General features: G+C 27.9%; 15 protein-coding genes and 1 tRNA gene. 5 read left to right on the top strand and 11 right to left on the bottom strand.

Annotation, left to right across the window (positions count from 1 at the left end; translation table 11 throughout):
• Positions 1 to 605 precede the first annotated feature (605 nt).
• Positions 606 to 2,336: an arginine--tRNA ligase gene (argS, locus tag EDL80_RS02765; protein ID WP_158406660.1), complete on the bottom strand. Its 1,731-nt coding sequence runs from the start codon at positions 2,334 to 2,336 to the stop codon at positions 606 to 608.
• A 347-nt stretch (positions 2,337 to 2,683) separates the two neighbouring features.
• On the opposite strand from argS, the gene recO reads away from it, so the two are divergent.
• Together recO and EDL80_RS02775 are read left to right on the top strand one after the other, a co-directional pair.
• Positions 2,684 to 3,427 (top strand): DNA repair protein RecO, encoded by a 744-nt coding sequence (gene recO / locus EDL80_RS02770; RefSeq protein ID WP_158406661.1) that lies wholly within the window; start codon positions 2,684 to 2,686, stop codon positions 3,425 to 3,427.
• 901 nt (positions 3,428 to 4,328) lie between these two features.
• The gene (locus EDL80_RS02775) at positions 4,329 to 4,892 is read left to right on the top strand and encodes a hypothetical protein (RefSeq protein ID WP_158406662.1); all 564 of its coding nucleotides are present in this window, start codon (positions 4,329 to 4,331) and stop codon (positions 4,890 to 4,892) included.
• Positions 4,893 to 5,372: 480 nt separating this feature from the next.
• Here the strand turns inward: EDL80_RS02775 and EDL80_RS02780 are convergent.
• Positions 5,373 to 5,449: transfer RNA gene (locus tag EDL80_RS02780), tRNA-Pro, on the bottom strand.
• Between the two features lie 155 nt (positions 5,450 to 5,604).
• Between EDL80_RS02780 and EDL80_RS02785 the strand changes: the two genes are divergently transcribed.
• Together EDL80_RS02785 and EDL80_RS02790 are read left to right on the top strand one after the other, a co-directional pair.
• Positions 5,605 to 6,228 (top strand): RlmE family RNA methyltransferase, encoded by a 624-nt coding sequence (locus tag EDL80_RS02785; RefSeq protein WP_158406663.1) that lies wholly within the window; start codon positions 5,605 to 5,607, stop codon positions 6,226 to 6,228.
• A 152-nt stretch (positions 6,229 to 6,380) separates the two neighbouring features.
• On the top strand, positions 6,381 to 7,877 hold the full coding sequence (locus EDL80_RS02790) for a YifB family Mg chelatase-like AAA ATPase (protein WP_158406664.1): 1,497 nt from the start codon (positions 6,381 to 6,383) through the stop codon (positions 7,875 to 7,877).
• Positions 7,878 to 7,989: 112 nt separating this feature from the next.
• On the opposite strand, the gene EDL80_RS02795 is transcribed toward EDL80_RS02790, so the two are convergent.
• Both EDL80_RS02795 and EDL80_RS02800 read right to left on the bottom strand, forming a co-directional pair.
• Positions 7,990 to 8,256: a hypothetical protein gene (locus tag EDL80_RS02795; RefSeq protein WP_158406665.1), complete on the bottom strand. Its 267-nt coding sequence runs from the start codon at positions 8,254 to 8,256 to the stop codon at positions 7,990 to 7,992.
• 755 nt (positions 8,257 to 9,011) lie between these two features.
• Complete coding sequence (locus EDL80_RS02800; RefSeq protein WP_158406666.1) at positions 9,012 to 9,848, bottom strand: YihY/virulence factor BrkB family protein; 837 nt, start codon at positions 9,846 to 9,848, stop codon at positions 9,012 to 9,014.
• A 170-nt stretch (positions 9,849 to 10,018) separates the two neighbouring features.
• Here EDL80_RS02800 and thiL point away from each other — a divergent pair, with 170 nt between their 5' ends.
• The gene (gene thiL, locus EDL80_RS02805; protein ID WP_158406667.1) at positions 10,019 to 10,981 is read left to right on the top strand and encodes a thiamine-phosphate kinase; all 963 of its coding nucleotides are present in this window, start codon (positions 10,019 to 10,021) and stop codon (positions 10,979 to 10,981) included.
• A gap of 696 nt (positions 10,982 to 11,677) precedes the next feature.
• Here the strand turns inward: thiL and dnaQ are convergent.
• The 7 genes from dnaQ to EDL80_RS02840 form a co-directional block, all read right to left on the bottom strand.
• Positions 11,678 to 12,409, bottom strand: coding sequence for a DNA polymerase III subunit epsilon (gene dnaQ / locus EDL80_RS02810; RefSeq protein WP_158406668.1), 732 nt, complete (start codon positions 12,407 to 12,409; stop codon positions 11,678 to 11,680).
• Between the two features lie 571 nt (positions 12,410 to 12,980).
• Positions 12,981 to 14,474, bottom strand: coding sequence for a porin (locus EDL80_RS02815; protein WP_196492730.1), 1,494 nt, complete (start codon positions 14,472 to 14,474; stop codon positions 12,981 to 12,983).
• Positions 14,475 to 15,078: 604 nt separating this feature from the next.
• Entirely contained in the window at positions 15,079 to 16,776 is a 1,698-nt protein-coding gene (locus EDL80_RS02820; protein ID WP_158406670.1) for a hypothetical protein, read from the bottom strand.
• Positions 16,777 to 17,320: 544 nt separating this feature from the next.
• A complete protein-coding gene (locus tag EDL80_RS02825; protein ID WP_158406671.1) occupies positions 17,321 to 18,079 on the bottom strand; it encodes a cytochrome c1 in 759 nt (252 codons plus the stop codon).
• The gene (locus EDL80_RS02830) at positions 18,079 to 19,305 is read right to left on the bottom strand and encodes a cytochrome b (RefSeq protein ID WP_158406672.1); all 1,227 of its coding nucleotides are present in this window, start codon (positions 19,303 to 19,305) and stop codon (positions 18,079 to 18,081) included. Before EDL80_RS02830 ends, EDL80_RS02825 begins: the two co-directional genes overlap by 1 nt.
• A gap of 23 nt (positions 19,306 to 19,328) precedes the next feature.
• Positions 19,329 to 19,892: a ubiquinol-cytochrome c reductase iron-sulfur subunit gene (gene petA, locus EDL80_RS02835; protein WP_158406673.1), complete on the bottom strand. Its 564-nt coding sequence runs from the start codon at positions 19,890 to 19,892 to the stop codon at positions 19,329 to 19,331.
• A gap of 493 nt (positions 19,893 to 20,385) precedes the next feature.
• The gene (locus EDL80_RS02840) at positions 20,386 to 21,252 is read right to left on the bottom strand and encodes a hypothetical protein (RefSeq protein ID WP_158406674.1); all 867 of its coding nucleotides are present in this window, start codon (positions 21,250 to 21,252) and stop codon (positions 20,386 to 20,388) included.
• Positions 21,253 to 21,418 lie beyond the last annotated feature (166 nt).

The following is a 21,418-nucleotide window of genomic DNA, read 5'->3' on the forward strand; positions in this document are numbered from 1 at the left end:
AAAACAGTATCTATTATATTATTTTTAAATACTCATTTTTTATAAACATACAAATGACTAATACCTTATATATGAAATTACAACACTTATATAAATTTATCGATAACCATCAAAATAGTAGTAACTAAAAATAAACATATTTTTTAGCATTATCATTTCTTATAAATACATAAAAATTCTTTTATGTATAACACTGAAACTTAGCTCAAGACTTATGAAGCAATAACAAACACAACAACTAATATATAAAAATCATATATTATGATATCAGAACTAAAAATGTATTACTTTTAAATATCTTGATAATTTGTAATGTTGTAGTTTTAATATCATAGTCTATAGCCTGTATATTGATTATTTTATACTTTATTATGATTTATATGTAATATTTATAAAAGAAATGACTATGATTATAAATTTACAGATATCAATATCACAATTCTTTTCAATTACAATATCTTTAAATACTAATTCTTTATAAACATACAAATAAATAATATCCTGTATAAGGAATTAAAATGTTTATAAAAATTTATTGATAACTATCAATAGTATTCATTAAAAATAAATAGCTACTATAACTCAATACAATTAGTAACTTGCCACTACTTCATCTCTTTTAATGGTACTACAGAAAATATTTTGAAACCACTCGCAATAATATACCCAACAGATTTTGCTAAATATATCCTCGCAGATGTGAGATTTATATCACCATCTACGATAAAACGCATACCTGTACTCTTATTACCATAACCCCATAATGTATGAAACGCTTCCGCAACTTCTATTAAGTAAAATGTTATACGATGTGGTTCTGCAGTTCTTGCTGATATCTCAATTATATGTTGCCATTTTGCTAATAGTTTAATTAATAGAATCTCTTCTTTAGAAGACAACACAGAAAAATCTACAAATTCTATTTCCAAAATTTTTGGTGCATTACGTATAAGTGAATGAACACGAGCGTGGGCATACTGTACATAAAATATAGGATTATTTCTAGATTGTTCTACCACTTTTGCAAAATCAAAATCCAGAACTACATCACTTTTACGAGTTAGCATTATAAACCTAACTACATCTTTCCCTACTTGTTCTATAACATCTCTAATAGTTAAAAATTCTCCAGACCTTTTTGACATTTTAACTTGAGTGCCATTATCAAAAAAATTCACAATATTATGTAATTTTATGTCAATTGTTGCATTGCCATCACTTAATGCTTTTACAGCTGCTTTTAATCTTTTCACATATCCAATATGATCAGATCCAAGTTCTAAAATCATGTGGTTAAAACCACGCGAAATCTTATAAAAATGATACGCTATATCATTTGCAAAATACGTCCAACTACCATCAGCCTTCTGTAAAGCTCTATCTATATCATCTCCAAAATTAGTAGATTTAAATAACATCTGCGTTCTAGGTTTCCAATTTATACCCTCTGTACCTTTAGGTTGATCCAAAACACCATAATATATTAATTGTTTCTCGTGCAAAAGCTTTACACACTTTTGTACAACATTATCTCTTATCAACTGTGATTCTGATGTAAAAACATCATGCTTAATTCCTAATAATGCAAGATCTTCTTTAATTAGATTCAAGAGATATGTTAAGGATACATCACGTATAATCTGTTTTCTTTGATTATCATCCATTTCTAACAGATCTTCACCATACCTTTGATATAATAATTGCCCAACATCTTTCAAATATAACCCAGGATACAAGCCACTGCCTATTATAATGTTTTCACCTATAGCTTCCTTATACCTCAAATATACAGATTCAACTAATACATCTATTTGTGTACCTGCATCATTAATATAATACTCCCTAATAACCTGATATCCTACTTTCTCCAATAAGTTAGCAAGTACATCACCAAATATAGCACCACGTGCATGACCAATATGCATTGGCCCAGTTGGATTCGCAGATACAAATTCTATATTTATCTTCTTACCACAACCAAAATTAACATTGCCAAAATCTTCCTGTAATTTATTAATAGAAATTATAACTCCATACCACATATCAAGAGAAAGATTAAAATTGATAAATCCAGGTTTTACAACATTAATATCAGATATTTCTTTAATCTTAGAAAATTCACTAACTAAAATCTCTGCAACATCCATAGGACTTTTTTTGACATATTTACTTAGGACTAGTGCTGCATTAGTATATAAATCTCCATAGTCAGGATTATTAGGATAATCAACTATTAATTTATTTAACATCAAGTCATTTGTTGTAACTAACTGATCAATATTTAATATAGATAATTTTTCTATTATAAGATGTCTAATAGTATTAACTAAACTCATTATATATTAGTAACCATTTAACAATTTCCTCTATTATACAGCTTTTTCGTAATATTGAAAGCAAACAACAATATTCATACAAAATTACACATTAGAAAAATGTTACAGTTACTAAAAGTATTAAGAATCACTATATCAGAAATGCATATCACAATTAAATATAACATTATCTTCAACAACATATAACTAACATAGGATCAAAAACTCAAAAATACTGAAGATACTATATCAATAATATAACATTGATCAATATAATCCCTCACCATCACAAAAAAACATATACTTTATAATTCTACTCTTACACATTTTCCACTATGATAAGTAATATTATAAAATAACCTAATAGTGTGAGATGGCAAGATCAAGGTATAGTAATTGCAATAAGAAAATATTGCGATAATCAAATCATTATTTCAGTACTTACCCAAAAACATGGTTTAAAAAAAGGACTGACAAAACACTATAAAAAAACAACTAGTAGATTACAAATAGGTGATTATATTAACGTGACTTGGAGTTCAAGATTAATAAGTAATTTGGGGTACTTTAAATATGAACTTATTAAATCTACTCTACACTATTATATAACAAATAATTTACAAATTTTATGCTTAGCTTTTTTTACATTTATATTAGATCAAGTATTGCCAGAAAATGAAGAAAATTACACTATTTACCATTATCTAGACATTTTTATTAGCTCAATACAACTTAAAAATATTAACTGGCAAATAAAATATTTAAAATTGGAAATGATATTACTTTCTGAACTTGGATTTGGACTTGATTTGTCAAAATGCGCTATAAATAATACGCAAGAACATTTAACATTTATTTCCCCAAAAACTGGAAAAGCAATATCGGAAGACATAGGATTACCTTATAAAAAAAATTTACTACCACTACCTAAATTACTTTATAACATATACAACAACAACACGTATGAATTCTCTAACATAGAATTCAAATTAAGTTTAAATGTATTAGGATACTTCTTTAAAAAACACTTTTTAACGACTAAAAATACAATATTTTTAAAATACAGAGAAGAAATAATAAAATTAATAGACTCAGAAAATCAAATAATATAACTAAATAATTTCACAATCATACTATTAATTTTCATTTTATTACTAAATTCAATAATACTCAGTCACACTTTCTTTATCACCAAACTCATACTTTTCTTTTATTGTCCAGCAACTCTTGGTCTAAGTTGTCGTATTTTCGCATTATGGGCAAAAAAAAAAGTTCTATCCAACCTATTAAAAGCCAATTTACCATGTAGAAAACAGAAACAAAAAAAAACTGTCAAAAGATACCAAAGCTACTATAAATGTAAAATAAGCTAAGCCTATAAACCATTCAACTAATATACCACAGTAGTACATACTAAAACGTTATATCAACATTTTCTCAATTCCCACAAATGAATCAACCTGATTCTGAATAAATATTATTCACTCATATACAACCGTTTCAAATATTCTAAAATGCTTACATATTAATTATATGAAAATATTAGCTTTAAGTATTAGTATGAAACAACCACAAAGTTAATTTTAATAATAACCTATATTATTACATAATATATTATATTGTTTTACAGAATACAAAATTAACGCATTATAATTATTTTCAGAATATGATTTACACATAAGGCAAATCCAAAAAATTGTCTCCTACTAAACCAGCAACTACAAACATTTCAAAATAAAAAAACACTATTGAAACATACGTCATAATGATAACCAACATAAATAGAATTCCTAGCAACTGTACTTTCACTTGTTAAGAAGTTCCTGATTATATATTTGTACTAATTTTGATAATCCATGAAATTTCCTACATAATATAGGATTTCATTATAATATTTTTCTAGTATCACCTAAATCATCATAAATTTTATATCTTTATATTACTTATTAAAAATATATTTACAATTACATAATATAATATCAATAATGTAAAAATTGTTTATATTGGTAAGTTATGGATGACTCTCATTCAAGTGGAATAAACGTATCTGCATTACAATCTTATCTGCATGAACAACACAGTAGTGCACATGGAGGAGAAGAAGAAGAAACTATGTTTTCTATGTTTATCTTTCTTGCATGGTTTTATAAAAACGTACCAGGTGTTGCTGATATGACAACTGGAAATGTATTAGCGTCAGTTGCATCTTTAGGAATGAATCTCAAGACCAACTGTTCAATAATGTCAGATTCAGGTAAAAACTTCTTTGGATTACCAAAATTAATACCAGATGCACAACCAGGATCCCCTATGGACGCAGGTGGTGGAGCAACTGAAGGAGGAAGTACAGCTGCTGGAGGAGAGACTAGTGATGGAGGAGATTCTATCTATGCTGCTCATCATGAAGATCCATATAGCCATAGTCAATATCCTCATGCTGACCAAGAAATAATGCATGCAGCTGGTGCAGGTATGGGCAGCTTTACCCATGAAGATCATAGCCCACAACATGATCATCATCCTAGTCCTACACCTATTAGTCCATCACACTCATCTCAGTACTATCATGATATGTAATTACAGTATAATCTGCTAATACTTTCACTTACACATAATTACTAACATAGCAGTACTTTCATCATGTGCTATAAATAATGAACAACGTTATGAGTCGTAACAAAGATAACATTTATGTAATCATAAAGTATCATATACTTGATATAAACTAATATCCAGTTATTGGATAAACCATATTATAAATTTACAACCCAAATAACCATACAAAAATCCTTAGAAAATATATAAGTTACTATCAAAAAATAACTCATCATTTTTTCAATTTAATGACATACAATTACATACCTAGCAATGTAAAAATCTATAAAGAACTTAAAATCTTTCTTAGAATAAAAAAATAAATTTTTACATTACATAAACCAAGAACAAATAGATAAATTACTACATATTGTATCATTCATTCTTGAATAAAACAGCAGATCTAGCATAGCATATAGAAAATATGTAATAAAAAATGTATTTAATATTATAAATAAAACATGGTCGGAGTGGAGAGATTTGAACTCCCGACCTCTTGGTCCCAAACCAAGAGCGCTACCAGGCTGCGCTACACTCCGCATATAGAAAATATATTATATAATAATCCTATCAATAATATATATTATATCAATAAAATAATTCTTGTTATTAAACAAAAATAACTTATCATTTTATTTTAACTTAATGGTACAATTACATATCTATCACTGTCAAGACTGCAAAAGGGCGTAAAATTTCTTCTACAAGATGGCTTCATAGACAATTAAATGATCCTTACGTACTTCTAGCAAAAAAACAACAATATAGGTCTAGATCTGCTTTTAAGTTAATAGAAATAGACAATAAATTTTCCATTTTTAAAAAAGGACAATACGTATTAGATCTTGGTGCATCACCTGGTGGATGGTCTCAAGTTGCATCACAAAAAGTATCCCATGGAAATAGCAGTTCTGTATTTGCAGTAGATATGCAAAAAATGAATAAAATTCCTAATGTAATATTTATTCTATGTGATATTGCTAATAATATAGAGCTATTAAACACTACATTTCACGAAAAAAAATTCGACGTAATATTATCTGATATGGCACCAAAAGCTTGTGGCAATAAACAAGTAGATCATGCCAACATAATTAATCTATGTGAAATATCTTTAGAAATAGCTGTAAAATTTATAAAATATAATGGAGTATTTGTAACTAAAATTTTACAAGGGGAGTACGAAAAAGAATTTTATCAATCTGTAAAATACCATTTTAATTCCGTAAAATATTTCAAACCCAAAGCAAGTAGAAAAGACTCATCTGAAATGTATTTAATCAGTGTAGGATTCAAAGGAGATCTAGAAAATACCTAGGATAATGCTAGTACTTACACCTTTGAAATAGAAATAAATCTATCATAATTTATTAAATACCCTAAAATCTTATATTTATTAATAAATTACTAGGAACATACCTAAAACACAGATATATTAATATTTTAATTATTAGAGTAAAAACTCAAACTATGATACAAGTCAAAAGTGTAGCATTTTATGGAATAAATACAATAAACGTTGATGTACAAATACATGTAGCAAAAGGAATACCAGCATTTAACATAGTTGGACTACCAGATAAAACAATTGCTGAATCTCGTGAACGTATCAGAGCTGCCTTACATTCTATTAATCTATCACTACCAACACAAAGAATAACTATAAATTTATCTCCAGCAGGCTTATTAAAAGAAGGTAGTCATTATGATTTACCCATAGCAGTAGGGCTATTAATGACAATTGGCGCAATACCCAAAATTAACAACTTACCATATATCATACTAGGAGAATTATCATTAGATGGATCAATAGTTCCAGTATCTGGAATATTACCAGCTGCTATAAATGCTCGAAATCACAATATAGGAATAATTTGTCCATATAAGAATGGTTCAGAAGCATCACTAATAAAAGATATTTCAATACTATCACCTAAACACTTAATCTCATTAATAAAACACTTCAACAATAATGAAACTATACTTTCTCCAACTTGTAATATATCAATAGAAGATATTAAATATTTAGATATAAAAGATATAAATGGCCAATCTATAGCAAAAAGAGCATTAGAAATTGCTGCTGCTGGAGGTCATAATATGTTAATGATAGGTCCACCAGGAACTGGAAAATCAATGCTAGCAAAACGACTTCCAGGAATACTACCTGATTTAACATACGAAGAAATTATTGAAATAAACAGCATCGCAAGTATAACAAAACAATGTACAAAATCAATATCAACAACACGTCCATTTCGTGATCCACATAGTTCATTATCTATAGCAGCCATGGTAGGAGGAGGAAAATATGCTAAACCAGGAGAAGTGACTTTAGCACATCGTGGCATACTATTTTTAGATGAATTACCAGAATTCTCAAGATCAGTACTAGATTCATTAAGACAGCCATTAGAAAATAAAGAAATTCTTATCTCAAGAGCAAATATCCAAATAAAATACCCAGCAAACTTCCAATTAATTGCTGCAATGAATCCATGTAAATGTGGATATTTTGGAGATACTTCACAATCTTGTTTTAAAGCTCCTAAATGTGCAATTGAATATCAAAGCAAAATTTCCGGACCACTACATGATAGAATAGACATACATGTTGAAGTACCATATATAAACATGCTATCTTACAATAGATCCAAAACAACAGAAGATTCAAAAACAATAAAAAAACGTGTCATACTTGCAAGAAAATTACAATCAGACCGTTATGGTTCATATTTTAATAATGCTACAGCATCAGAAAAGACAATATTAAAATTCTTCACTCCAGATAAACCTGCAATGAAACTTCTAGAACATGTATTACAAAAAAGAAACATGTCTGCTAGAGAATATATGAAAATCATAAGGGTTTCCAGAACTATTGCAGACTTATCTTCAGAAACTATTATATCGTATGAACATACCGCAGAATCTTTATCATATACACAAAGAAATTTAATAAAGTGATATAAGTTAATATAATATTGATTTGTAGTTAATAATTAATTAACATAAAGGTTAATAAATCTTCAATGGTAATAATTATGCATACACCCGTAGCACAAACGTCTAAAATAAATTATACAGAATTAAATATAGTATTAGGAATTTGTCTTTGTGCTTCTGTAATATTTACAGTACTATCAATAATAGTTGCAATATCATGGTTTTGTGGTATTAAAACGTCCAACTTACCTGAGTTTTCATATCCGCACTTTATTGGTGCTATTATAAGTCTTGCACTAACTAGTGTATTACTTGCACTATCTGTATTTGCTAAAAACATTAGCAAGTTAATAGAAATTAACATGAACACACAACAAACTGACTCTAGTATTACAGACACAGTTACCTAAAAAACTAAAAGTCACGATCAATACACATATAATAGAAAAAAGTAATCAAACAATAAATGCTTATAGTATTTTCATAAAATAATTGTTAGCATATTAGCAATAATTTTTGTTAGCGATTTTTTATAACGCTGCACGCTTTGTCACTTTATGTGTAATACTAAGATATAGTTCAGGTATATGGCTTCCGCTTCTGTTCTCTCTTTGGAGTACAGAAATAAGAATATCATCATCACTTGATATCCTTATAAGTAGATATCATGATATCTATACTAGAAGATCCTGTCCTGAATTATATCAGTACACATAAGCAATACTTTTGTGACATTTAAATAAGTAACATATTAAGACCAATTTTTATTTTCATCTGTTTTACATGTTATTTATTCTAATTACAGCAATTGCTGTTATATAAACACATTGTACACAAAATACAAATAACAAACTATTACTTGCAAAAACCAACAAGATACTTAACAATAATATTGTAATGTAAATATATAATAGAGTACATCCTTTAATTACAGAACTAACTATTTAATATACTTGCAAATTGTACATATCAACCAGGTAAAACATTTACTTTAATACTATCCTTATCTGATACTTTGTACAGTGACAAACCGGCCATGATTCAATTATATATATTAAAGCTTTATCATGTTATAAAAGACAAGAATATTCATTTTAAACTCATAATACTGCAACATGCTATAACACATATAAAAAAACTACATAGTATCAATTCTCACATAAGATTATAAAACGTACTTTTTACCCTATAGTTAAACTCCGCACCATATATAAAGAATATACTTAAAATGTAGAAAAATAACAAAGAAGCAATAATACTAGCTAAACTACCATATATTATATTCAGTTGATGAAAAGTCTTTAAATACCACGTAAAAACTAAAGACGAACAAGTCCATAGGAAAGTCACTAATACTGCACCTGGTATTACATCTGCTAAACTTTGTTTAACATTTGGTATAATAAAATACAATAAAGCAATGGATATAAACAATACTAATTCACTTATAGCATATTTAAAATATCCTAAATTTTTATCTAACATATCATACACTACAGGCAATACAATAATACATACCATAGCAATAATCATAGCCAAAGTAATAGCAAGAAACTGAAATATACTTAACAATCTACGAAAAATATAAGAAGGTGGGCTAGAAACCCTGCATGCCTTATTCAATATAGTTCTTATTCCTTCCACAGCAGATGAAGCAGTCCAAACTGTCCCTATTACTGCCAATGTTAATAAACTATGTGGAGGACCTGAAATTATTTCCTGAATTCTTGGCATTAATCCAGAAATAACTTCACTAGGTATATTATCAGTAATTAATATAATTACTTTATCACTTACATTAATATCATAGTAATTTAATAACAGCTGTGCCACATTAGATATCAATGCCATAAAAAAAACTAAAAAAGGAAAAACTGATAATAATATTACAAATGACAAGTATCCTGCATGCTCTATTCCATCATGATCTATCATATCAATGATTGCATAATATGCACACTTAAAAATACACTTCATTTTTTTAGCTAACATACCTTAACTATACACAAATATATATTAACTATTATATCAACAAAGAATATATATGAAATCTTAATCTTTCCAAAATATTAATAATTATATACACTTAAGTCTAAAATTATAATTAAACTATAACATACCATTATTAGTCTATCTACTTGAATTTAATACTTAAAAATTTTATGAAAGAATTCGAATATATACAAAACTACATATATAGACTAGATAATAGTTCATCAATAGGTGATGATGCTGCCATTATTAATTGTACAGAAAATCAGCTTGTAGTAACAAAGGATCTTCTTATAGAAGAAGTACATTTTTTAAAAAATTGCAAACCAAGCATATTAGCAAAAAAAGCACTTAGATCTAACTTATCAGATATTGCCGCTATGGGAGCCGTACCTTATGGTTACTGCTTAGGATTAGTATTACCTAACGATATCTCCCACAATTGGTGGCAAGATTTTACTAATAGTTTAAAAGAAGAACACAAAATATTTGATATAATATTACTTGGAGGAGATACAACTTCATATAAAAACAATACAATCATAATAAGCATTACTGCCTTTGGAATAAATAATGGTAATTTGTTAAAAAGATCTGGAGCAAAAATTGGAGATTTTATATATGTTAGTGGTACAATTGGAGATGCAGCATTAGGTTTGCTTGTTTATCAAAATATTATTCAAAAAAATTATCAAAATTTAAAAAATAAATATGATATACCACAACCAAGAATTAATTTAGGGATCAATATTAATCAAATTGCATCCTCATGTATCGACATATCTGACGGATTAATACAAGATATGGAACACATTTGCAATACATCTAATGTAGGAGCCTCTGTATATATAAATCAAATACCATTGTCAAATGAAACCAAAGAGATTCTCCATGATGTACCTAACTATATCAATTTAGTCTTAAGTGGAGGAGACGACTATGAATTAATTTTTACAGCTAATCCTAAATTTACTGACTTAATAAAAGATATATCCAAGAAAAGTGGAACAAAAATAACTAAAATAGGAGAAATAACTAAAGGTAACTCAGTAACACTTTATGACAATTTAAATAATATTGTAACCTTGGATAGAAAAGGATTTAATCACTTTACATCTAATGATATAATATAACATTCACATAATCGAATAAGAAAGTAATCACATGCTATAAAGGTTTTTTATATAGGTAAAATATTTTACAAGTTATATAGACCAACTTTTTAATATACTATATCAATTTCCAATGAACACTAATATATACCATCTTTATAGATAGATTTACTATTTGTAAAAAATCTCGTACATTATACTAGAGTCACTTAAACAGTAATATTACCAAAATTATTTATGTTTAATCCCAATATTTTTCAAGAAAATTAATAACTAAACCAGTACAATACATATTTTCTTACGTAAAATAACTATTCAAAAAAGTAATATATACCTTAAAAAAATAATTTATTATTTTATAATACAAAACAATTCTAATCATCAATAAAAAAAGGTGTGTACATTCTTATAATCATTATTATATAATCACCGCTACATAAGTAAAAAACTAGAAAATACTTCAAACAAAGTATTCAACAATATAATTAATAAATGAGATTACAAATTATCAAAATGTAATTGCTACAAACAACTTCTATTTTATGTTACAATAACTATAAGATACCAATATTAAAAATACCTATACTTGATCTCTTACTTTTCTAAGTCATTGTTATACGTTTATCAATACTATATCAGTGCTTTTTATATCCTTTTATAAACTATGTTTAGTATATACTTAATAAATAATAATAAGAACTACATCAAATCATCCTACTAATTATAACTTTTAGCTTTTTCATAAAATATATTATTCCAAATAGGATTTTTTATCTTCTCCAATAACATCTTGTGCTTCGTTATTTCTTCTTCACTTACTTTATGCAAACGTGGCTTTATATAGGATTTACTATGTATATAATTTGAGCAACTATTACTTTGAAACACACCACTATTATCTTGAAAATCTAAAGATCTTTGCAATCCCCCCATTAATTGTACATACACTTTTCCTAGCAATGTTGCATCTAATAATGCTCCATGAAACTTTCTATCCTGCAAAGAAATATTAAACCTTTTACACAAAGCATCTAATGTAGAAGAAACACCAGGAAATTTTTTTCTTGCCAAAATTAGAGTATCTACAACTTGAAAATCAGAATTATAGTTTTTTTGAATTCTATCAAGCTCCATTTTGATAAATTTAATATCAAACCCAGCATTATGAATAACTAATGTACTACCACCAACAAATTCTAGAAATTTATCTGCAATTTCTGAAAATTTTGGTTTATCTTTCAACATGTCAACAGTAATACCATGAATTTTTGTCGCATAATATGGTATATCACGTTCAGGATTAATATATTCATGAAACACTTTACCTGTAAAAACACGATCTACCAGTTCAATACATCCCATTTCTATAATTCTATCTCCTCCATCTGCATCCAATCCTGTAGTTTCAGTATCTAATACTATTTCTCTAATTCCTTTGTAATAAGACATATATTTTCAGCTTAGTTAGTTATTAATCGTATTAAAAATTGAGATATTTAAAAAATAGTAACATAAATTAAAGTAAGTGCTACCACTAAAGAAACACACATACCTTATTTATACAAAAATTCCTAAAATTCAAAACCTTTATATAGAAATAAGTTCTACATATAAAAACATTAGATAATACAATAATTACTTGTCCACAATACATAGAAGCTTAATAGGTAACAAAATAAGCAAGATATATACTTTTATACTGGTTGATCTAAATCTTGAAAATACTATATGTAACCATCAATAAACCTATTCATTTCAATAAACTTCAATACTTTGTAATCCTATAATTATAATAAATAAGGTCTAAACATATTCTTACACTACTAAAAATACAGCATATAACTCATATATGTATTGATACATATAGTAACAAGACTTAATATAAATTCATGCTTATTAATAAATACTATAAAAAAAGTTATACTCATGCTAAGTTAACACACTAGTATAACTTTATTTACCTAATTTTTTCAAACAAACAATAATACAAATATATTAATAATACTTTCCTAGGTCCCAATTAAAATTCATATTTCATACCAACTAATAACATATTACCAGCATAAGAACTCTGAGAACTTAAAGTAGTAGGTTTTACATTAAAACGATGATAATTTCCATATATTTTATATTGTCCTTTATATTTACTACTACCAGATAAATTACAATCCATTCCTATACTAAAATCTTGAAATTCATTACCTAAATTACTACTTCTAAAATAAGAGGTACTTATTGATGCATTATCATAAGTATACTTTGCACCAAGCGTCCAATAATAAGTATTCTTATCATAAGAATAAAGTTTAGGTTTACCAGATTTGCCTAAATATCCATAAGATCCTGCAACTATTATATTATCATAGGCAACAGACGTACCAATAGCAACACTTGATAAAGCATGAAAAGGTATTAAAGGCCCTGAATATGAGTATTTCTTCAATAATTCAACATTACTACTAGGAGCATATTCTGCAATAATGGAAGCTTGAACATCTATGTTATCAAAAGAATGACTATAAGATAATCCTGCATTTACAATATTTTTATAATTTGGTCCAAAAAATTTCACTCCATCTAAGCTACCCACACCTTTCATTTTAACATCATCCAATTCCATACCACCACTTAATATCCTAATAACCTCATCAATCTTATCTTCTGCAGTAACTTTCCCTGCTAAAGGAGAGCTCAATAGAGGAGGAAGTGTTAATTTATCAACCTCATAATTATTTTGACTCATATTTTCAAATAAGCTTTGATCATACCCTAATGGAGCATAACTAACAGCAACTTTTAACCCAGCAAAACTAGGAGATTGATAAGATATCCTAAATGGTAAATTATTAACAAAATCCCTACCTAGATTTCGAACGCTAGCAAATGAAATTGATTCACTGCCATTAAATAAATTCTCAGTATATAAACCAGGAAAAACATAGTATATTAAATCGTTAACCCTGCTTGACTCCCATAAGTTCCTAGTCCATGCAGTACTATTATCACCAGATCCTATAGTAAACGCATCAATTTTCATTATAGAATCGATACCCTCTTGATATCCAGCTGATATATTTCCATATGCAGAATCAATGAACAACTGTGCACCCCTATTATAAGCTTTCACAGTAGGAAGAAAATAATTATCCTTTACAGCTGGTATCCCTATTTGAAGACTAGCACCATAAGAAATCCCTAGATTAGGATTTTCACTTATAGACTTTATATTAAAAATACCACTTACCTCTAATCCATGTTTTTGAGACTGAGCAATATTATCTGTGCACCACGCATAAGATAGTACCTGACCACCTAAGTCAATCCTATGGTAACCCTTTGCTAATTTACGCAAGACTACACGCTTCATGCCATTATGATTTTTCTCAGCATTCACTATAACTTTATTACCACTAACATTTGCATTAGCTTTAGTTGAATTATTAACTGCAAAAGCATTAGCATTATATAAAAATAGTAAAGAAACAAAAGCTGTCGTCAAAGAAAATTTAAACATAAAGATTACCAAAATTAGTTCATACAATAAATATATTAACAATACTTAATCAAGTATATAACATAATGTCAAGAAATAATCTTTATATTATTAATATAACATATTAATATATAACAATCTACATAAATTTTTTCATAAATAAATTAAGATAAAAAAGTATATATATAAATACAAACGTTATAAAATAGGAATATTTTAAGATTTATATAAAATATTAAAAATATAAAATTGTAAAAAGTCAAAACAACAAAATCAAATATGAAAAACTATAAAAATCAATATATAACTATACAACTATTACCAGAAAAATATATTATAAGAGATAAAATGAAAACAACTTACCCTAAGTAATTAATTAACAAAGAATAACATTTTCCCTACTACTAAACTCAATGATAAAAAACACCCAAGAATTCACAACCCAAGAAACTCAATTTCTAACGTATAACCTATAACAAAACAACTACCTACTAACTTATAGAAAAACATATAGCACTAACGTACTAAATTCTTACACAATACATGACCTACAGAAACTTTTCACCCTAACAATTAAGATACAACACAATCATACTTAAAATAAATAAAATTACTATATATTATACTAAAATTCTAATTTTACACCCACTAAAAGTACAGTACCAGCACCCTTCTTTAATTTTTCTTCCTTTGCTCTAGTATTATAGCCTAAACCTTGTAAAGCATTCAAACCATCTCGAAGATATATAACTTTTTCATGATTATAAACAACCTTATCAACAATAGCAGTCTCAGAAAAATTATAATAATGATAGTTACCAAATAACTTACATTTCATTTTGCTGTGTTGCTTTAACAAATTATACTCAAAACCTAAACCTATATCACGCAGTACATTACCACTTCTATTACTTTCAAAATATGCAATACTGACATAATAAGATTTATACCTATACCCTAATGCCACATCCCAATAGTAAGTATTAGATCTTTCATGCAATGGATATATTTTATCTTTATAATAGTATTCCTTAACAAAACCAGACTTCCCTAAATAACCAGAAGCAGCAGCAAAATTAAAATTATCAGTACTAATAACTGATCCAATAGATATCCCTTGAAGAGAGTGACTTCCTGGATAAATATTATAACTTTCCGTGTTAAAATACAAACTAGGATAAGAATATTCACCTACTATAGCTGTACTAAATTTCATTCCATTATTCAAATCATAATCATAAGCAATACTACCACTCAATATATGCTCATATTTCGCACCAAATAAAATATTATTATCACCTGGATGTTGGACTACAGAAGCAAACTGTGGATTTCTATGTGTATTATCCTCATTAACCTGCATCATTCCACTAGTAATCGGATATACAACACCATCAATACCACCACCCTTTTTGAATTCACCCTTAAATTCATCAAACTTATTAAAATTACTAAACTTACTATTAAAAAGATTAGAATCATAACCTGTAGGCGAGTAACTTACACCAAACCTAAAACCCATATAACTAGGTGATTGGTAAGATAACCTCAAAGGTAAATTATTTATAAAATCGTTACCTTTATACGAACCATTTAACACCACACTGTCATTATTTCTGAAAACATTCTCGCTATATAGCCCTGCAGAAAAAAGGAATGGATACATCAAATACCCTAAAGAATTTTTCTCTTCAGCTAGCATACCCTTTATATAATGTGTCCAGGAATTACTATCATCACCAGCAACTATACCAGATGCATCTAACTTCATTAATGACTCTACACCTTCTTGATAACCAATTGAAAAATCACCATAAGGTGTCGCAGCAAATATCCTAGATCCTCTATTTAAAGCTGCCTTTTTCCCAAAATGTTGTCCCTGAACACTGGGCACACATACCTGAAAATCTACACCATACTTAATACCAGAACTATTTGAACGTATTTCAGCTCCTAAACGCAATAGAGCATCATAATTCATTCCAAAAGTACTATTACTAGCATTAGAACCTCTGGTATTACTACCGATAATTAACTTATCTAATGAACTAGATATATAAGATATGGCTTGACCACTTACTACTGCACGCCCTACTGATCTTGGTATATAATTAACAAGGGTAACGTAACCATGATCTTCTGAATTTTTTTTAGATTCGATTCCACCTTCAAACTGAACCCTACTAACTAGATCACTCCCTTGACTTTTATCTTGATCATGATTTAATTCATCTACCTTATTTAATATATTAATTGCAAATGTATCATTTCCATATAACATAAGAATAGAAGCCAATGCAGAAGCCACCCAAGTAAATTTCATAAAAACACACCATATCTTAAACATAAAGACAAGATAAATGCTAACTATGAAATAACAATAAGTCAAACAATTTCTACAATTTATTTTAAGTGATTCCACCTATCCAATATAGAAAAGGAAATGGCACAACTAAAATCACACTACTAAAAACTTCAAGGAAAGTGAATTATACTGTCCATTATCAACAATTAAGTACTAAATTTTATCCCAAAACATATTTAATCCTTCCTATTAATATTTTATCTACCTTAATCATCAAATAGTATAACACCTCTGAAATATTGCCCAACAAAAAAATCATATTTTATCTACATTTTAGAATATTTTTATATTGCATAAAATAAAAAGATTATAAAATTATTACTTTGAAGAGTATCAAATAATATGTTTACAATCGTAAGCAGTTTTCCTTACATTTTTATAAACTAAGATAAACTACAATATATAATAATACGACAAATTAGTTTATTCAAAACTTATATATTAAAAAAAATCTTTGTATAAAACCCACACCAATTAAAGTTAAATGCACATATATAAAAGTTTACTTATCCTTATATAGAGATCTCCAAAGCTTTTTATTTACAAAAAATATAAAAATCGTAATCACCAATAAAAATATAACCACTTTAATTCCAAGCTTTTTACGCATCTCCATTTCAGGTTCAGCAGCCCATTGTAGAAAATTAACTACATCATATGCCATATTGTGCAACGTAGAGTCTGTACCATCTACATACTGAACTAAATGATCAGAGAGAGGTGGAGGCATAGATATTTTCCCAGTAGCAAAATAAGGATTACTATATAAACCACTTTCATCAGCAGTATTACTTTCATACCCAACTAATAATGAATATACATAATTAGCACCATTATGTCTTGCCTTAATTATTAAGGACAGATCAACAGGAAAAGCACCACCATTAGCAGCTACAGCAGCCTCCTTATTAGGAAAAGGAGAGATAAAATAATCTGACGGAATACCTGGACGTTCAAACATCTCACCAGATTCATTTGGACCATCTATAACTTTATATGACTTAGCAATAGCTTTAACTTCATCTTCTGAAAAACCAACATCACGTAAATTACGAAATGCTATTCTTTTCATAGAATGACAAGACGAACACACTTCCTTATAAACCTGGTAACCACGTTGAATAGATGGCTTATCAAACGAACCAAATATACCATTAAACTTCCAATTAACATTTTTAGGAGATGTAGGATGAAAATCATCCGTAGCATAAGCAAACGAAATACATAAAAAATATATTATGAGGATAAAACGCAGTAACATTATTTCATCTCCGAAACTGTATCACTTAGTGTATTTGGAAGGACAACTGATTTCTCATATTTAGACAATATAGGCAAGATAATCACAAAATAGGAAAAATAATACAAGGTAGACAGTCTACTAAACGTTACAAATGGTTCTTTAACCTCTTGCCCACCAAGCCAAGTTAATAAGCAAAAATTTGCAATAAATAACCAATAAAATATTCTAAAAATTGGACGATAAGCTCCACTTTTAACTTTACACCTATCTAACACAGGCAACAAAAACCAGACTGCTATAGAACTAATCATCGTAACTACACCCAATAATTTATTTGGTATAGATCTTAACATAGCATAAAATGGCAAAAAATACCATTCAGGTACTATATGAGCTGGTGTCACCATAGGATCAGCTTCAATATAATTATCAGGATGTCCTAAATAATTTGGAATATAAAATACAAATACAAATAATAATAAAAAGAATATACCAAATGTTATACAGTCTTTTACAATAAAATAAGGATAAATAGGAATAGTATCCTTACTAGATTTTACTTCAATTCCACTTGGATTACCTGACCCAAACCTATGTAGTGCTATAACATGTAATGAAGCAAGCATTAAAATAATAAAAGGTAATAAATAATGCAATGCAAAAAACCTATTTAAAGTTGGATTATCTACAGAAAAACCACCCCATAACCATTGTACAACATTGTCACCAACTAAAGGTATTACAGAAAATAAATTAGTAATTACAGTAGCACCCCAAAAGCTCATTTGACCCCAAGGTAATACATATCCCATAAATGCCGTAGCCATCATTGCAAAAAATATAAAGATTCCAACAAACCATACCAACTCACGTGGACTCTTATAAGAACCGTAATACAAACCACGCAATATATGTATATACACAACTATAAAGAAAAATGAAGCACCAACAGCATGAGTGTAACGTATTAACCAACCATAATTAACATCACGCATTATCCTTTCTACACTATCAAACGCATGTGCAACATGAGGTGTATAATGCATTGCTAAAAATATCCCTGTAATAATTTGTAATATTAGTGCAATACCAGCTAATGAACCAAAATTCCATGCATAATTTAAATTTTTTGGAACTTGGTAAGAAGCTAACCCCTTTAAAAAAGCACAAATTGGTAACCTATATTCTATCCATGATAAAATACCACTTCCTTCTTGTTTTTCCATGTTATTATGCCCAGACATCAATAACCTCTTATTCTATAAACTTATGCAACATCAACTCCCTTTGCGCCTATTACAATAACATCTTTTCCAGAAAAATAATAATCAGGTACAGGAAGATTTAAAGGAGCAGGCCCACTAACAATCCTTCCAGATGTATCATATTTAGAACCATGACATGGACAATACCATCCTTTTTTTCCATCCTCAACCTCAACTGGCACACAACCAAGATGAGTACATATACCAACCATAATTAACCACTGTTCCCGTCCCGAATGCGTACGTTCTTGGTCAGATTGTGGATCCCGTAAATCACTTATATTAGCAGCACGAGCCTCTTCGATTTCTTGCATAGTACGCTTACGTATAAAAACAGGCTTACCTTGCCACTTTATCACCTTAGTCTTTCCTTCCTTAATATCAGATAAATTTACTTCAACAGTAGACTTAGCTATTACCTCTGCAGAAGGACTTAGAAATTTTATTAAAGGGTATACTGAAGACAACAAACCAATACCTGCCATAGATAAGGTAGTTAATCCTAAAAAATCTCGTCTTTTAACTTTCTTCTGAAATCCAGATTTTTTGTTTTCATCGTTACTCATAATTACCCTTTAAATAACTATAATAAAAATGACTTAAAGCATTTAACACAAAGTTACCATTATAGAAGCTACATCCTACTTATACAAGCACATTTTATCAACTAACTGCCTTTTTATCACCAATTAACATCAAATTTTTAATATCATGATTAAAAAAAACATATATTAAATTAATATAACTTAATTACCAATATGGAAATATAACAGCTTAAGGCTATTTTTATACAATATTTATGACAAAAAGTAAATAACAAATCATACTATCAATGCAAGATTTTTCACTAATTAGAAGTTAAACATATGTACTTGAAAAAGATTTAACAAATACAATTTTAAATTACAAGCTAACGGAATATTCATAATATTATCAATTTAATAAACTAATACATTTAAGTAAAAATGTTTATTTTATCACAGTATGCAAGTGTTAGATATCTTAGTGTGTTTTTGTAAATTTACAAAAGACTTATAACAGTAAATATTGTATTTAAATTTACTTCAAGATCTCCAATATTTTATTTTTGTGTTGTTCTAACTTTTCAATTTGAGCTTCAGTAACTTTTGTATTATTTAATGTATTATAATTTAAGATACTTTTGATCAATTCAGAATATTGCTTGTTTTCCTTGACAAATTGACCATTCAAAGTTTTCTCATAAACTTTATATTCTTTTTGAGCAGTATTTAATTCATTGACAATACGATAAGATAGTAATTTATCAACAATAAACATAATTAATAAGAATGATACTAAAACACAATATAAAGCTAAATCTTTTAAATCAGATGTTTCAAACATTGCACTATGAAATGCCTGAGATAAAAAAATTAATAATGCCATACCAAACATGATAAAATTTATTATCCTATAAGAAGTATAGTAATCAGAGTACTTTATATTCTCTGATAACAGATATTTTCTATTGATATCAGTACAAATCTGATTATTATAACCAAAACCACTAAAATGTAATTCTGCCTCTCTTTTTATAACACTCAGTTTTATCCTTAAATTAATTATCTGTATTTCTAGAGATCTTATACATTGTTTTTGCTTCTTCAGCTGGCTACAATCTGCATTTTCTTTCTTCAATATTATGTTAGTAATACAGAACATTATCAACGTACTAGCTATCAGCATCCCATATACTTTGAGCTTCGTAAATGTAAGTGGATCTTTATTACTACCATATGTTGCAAAAAAAATTACAATACCAATGCTTAAAAAACACAGCACTACAATCACAGTGTCATTGTTCCCATTGCAAAAATATCGCATTAATATATTTCCAACAAATATCAAACATGTAAGACCGCCAACTACACTAGCTGTACGAGTAGTATCTTCAAAAAATGGCATAACATTCCTTGCTTATACAAGATTATACTTATTATAGCATAATTTTTAAAATCGTAACTATAATTATGATTTTTTATATATTATTGGTTTAGAATGAAGAATAATATTGTTAGAAGATTTCACATATATTCTACACTTATAATAAATAAAAACAGATATTTATAAA

It is taken from the genome of Ehrlichia ruminantium (assembly GCF_009728835.1).
Classification (GTDB): domain Bacteria; phylum Pseudomonadota; class Alphaproteobacteria; order Rickettsiales; family Anaplasmataceae; genus Ehrlichia; species Ehrlichia ruminantium_B.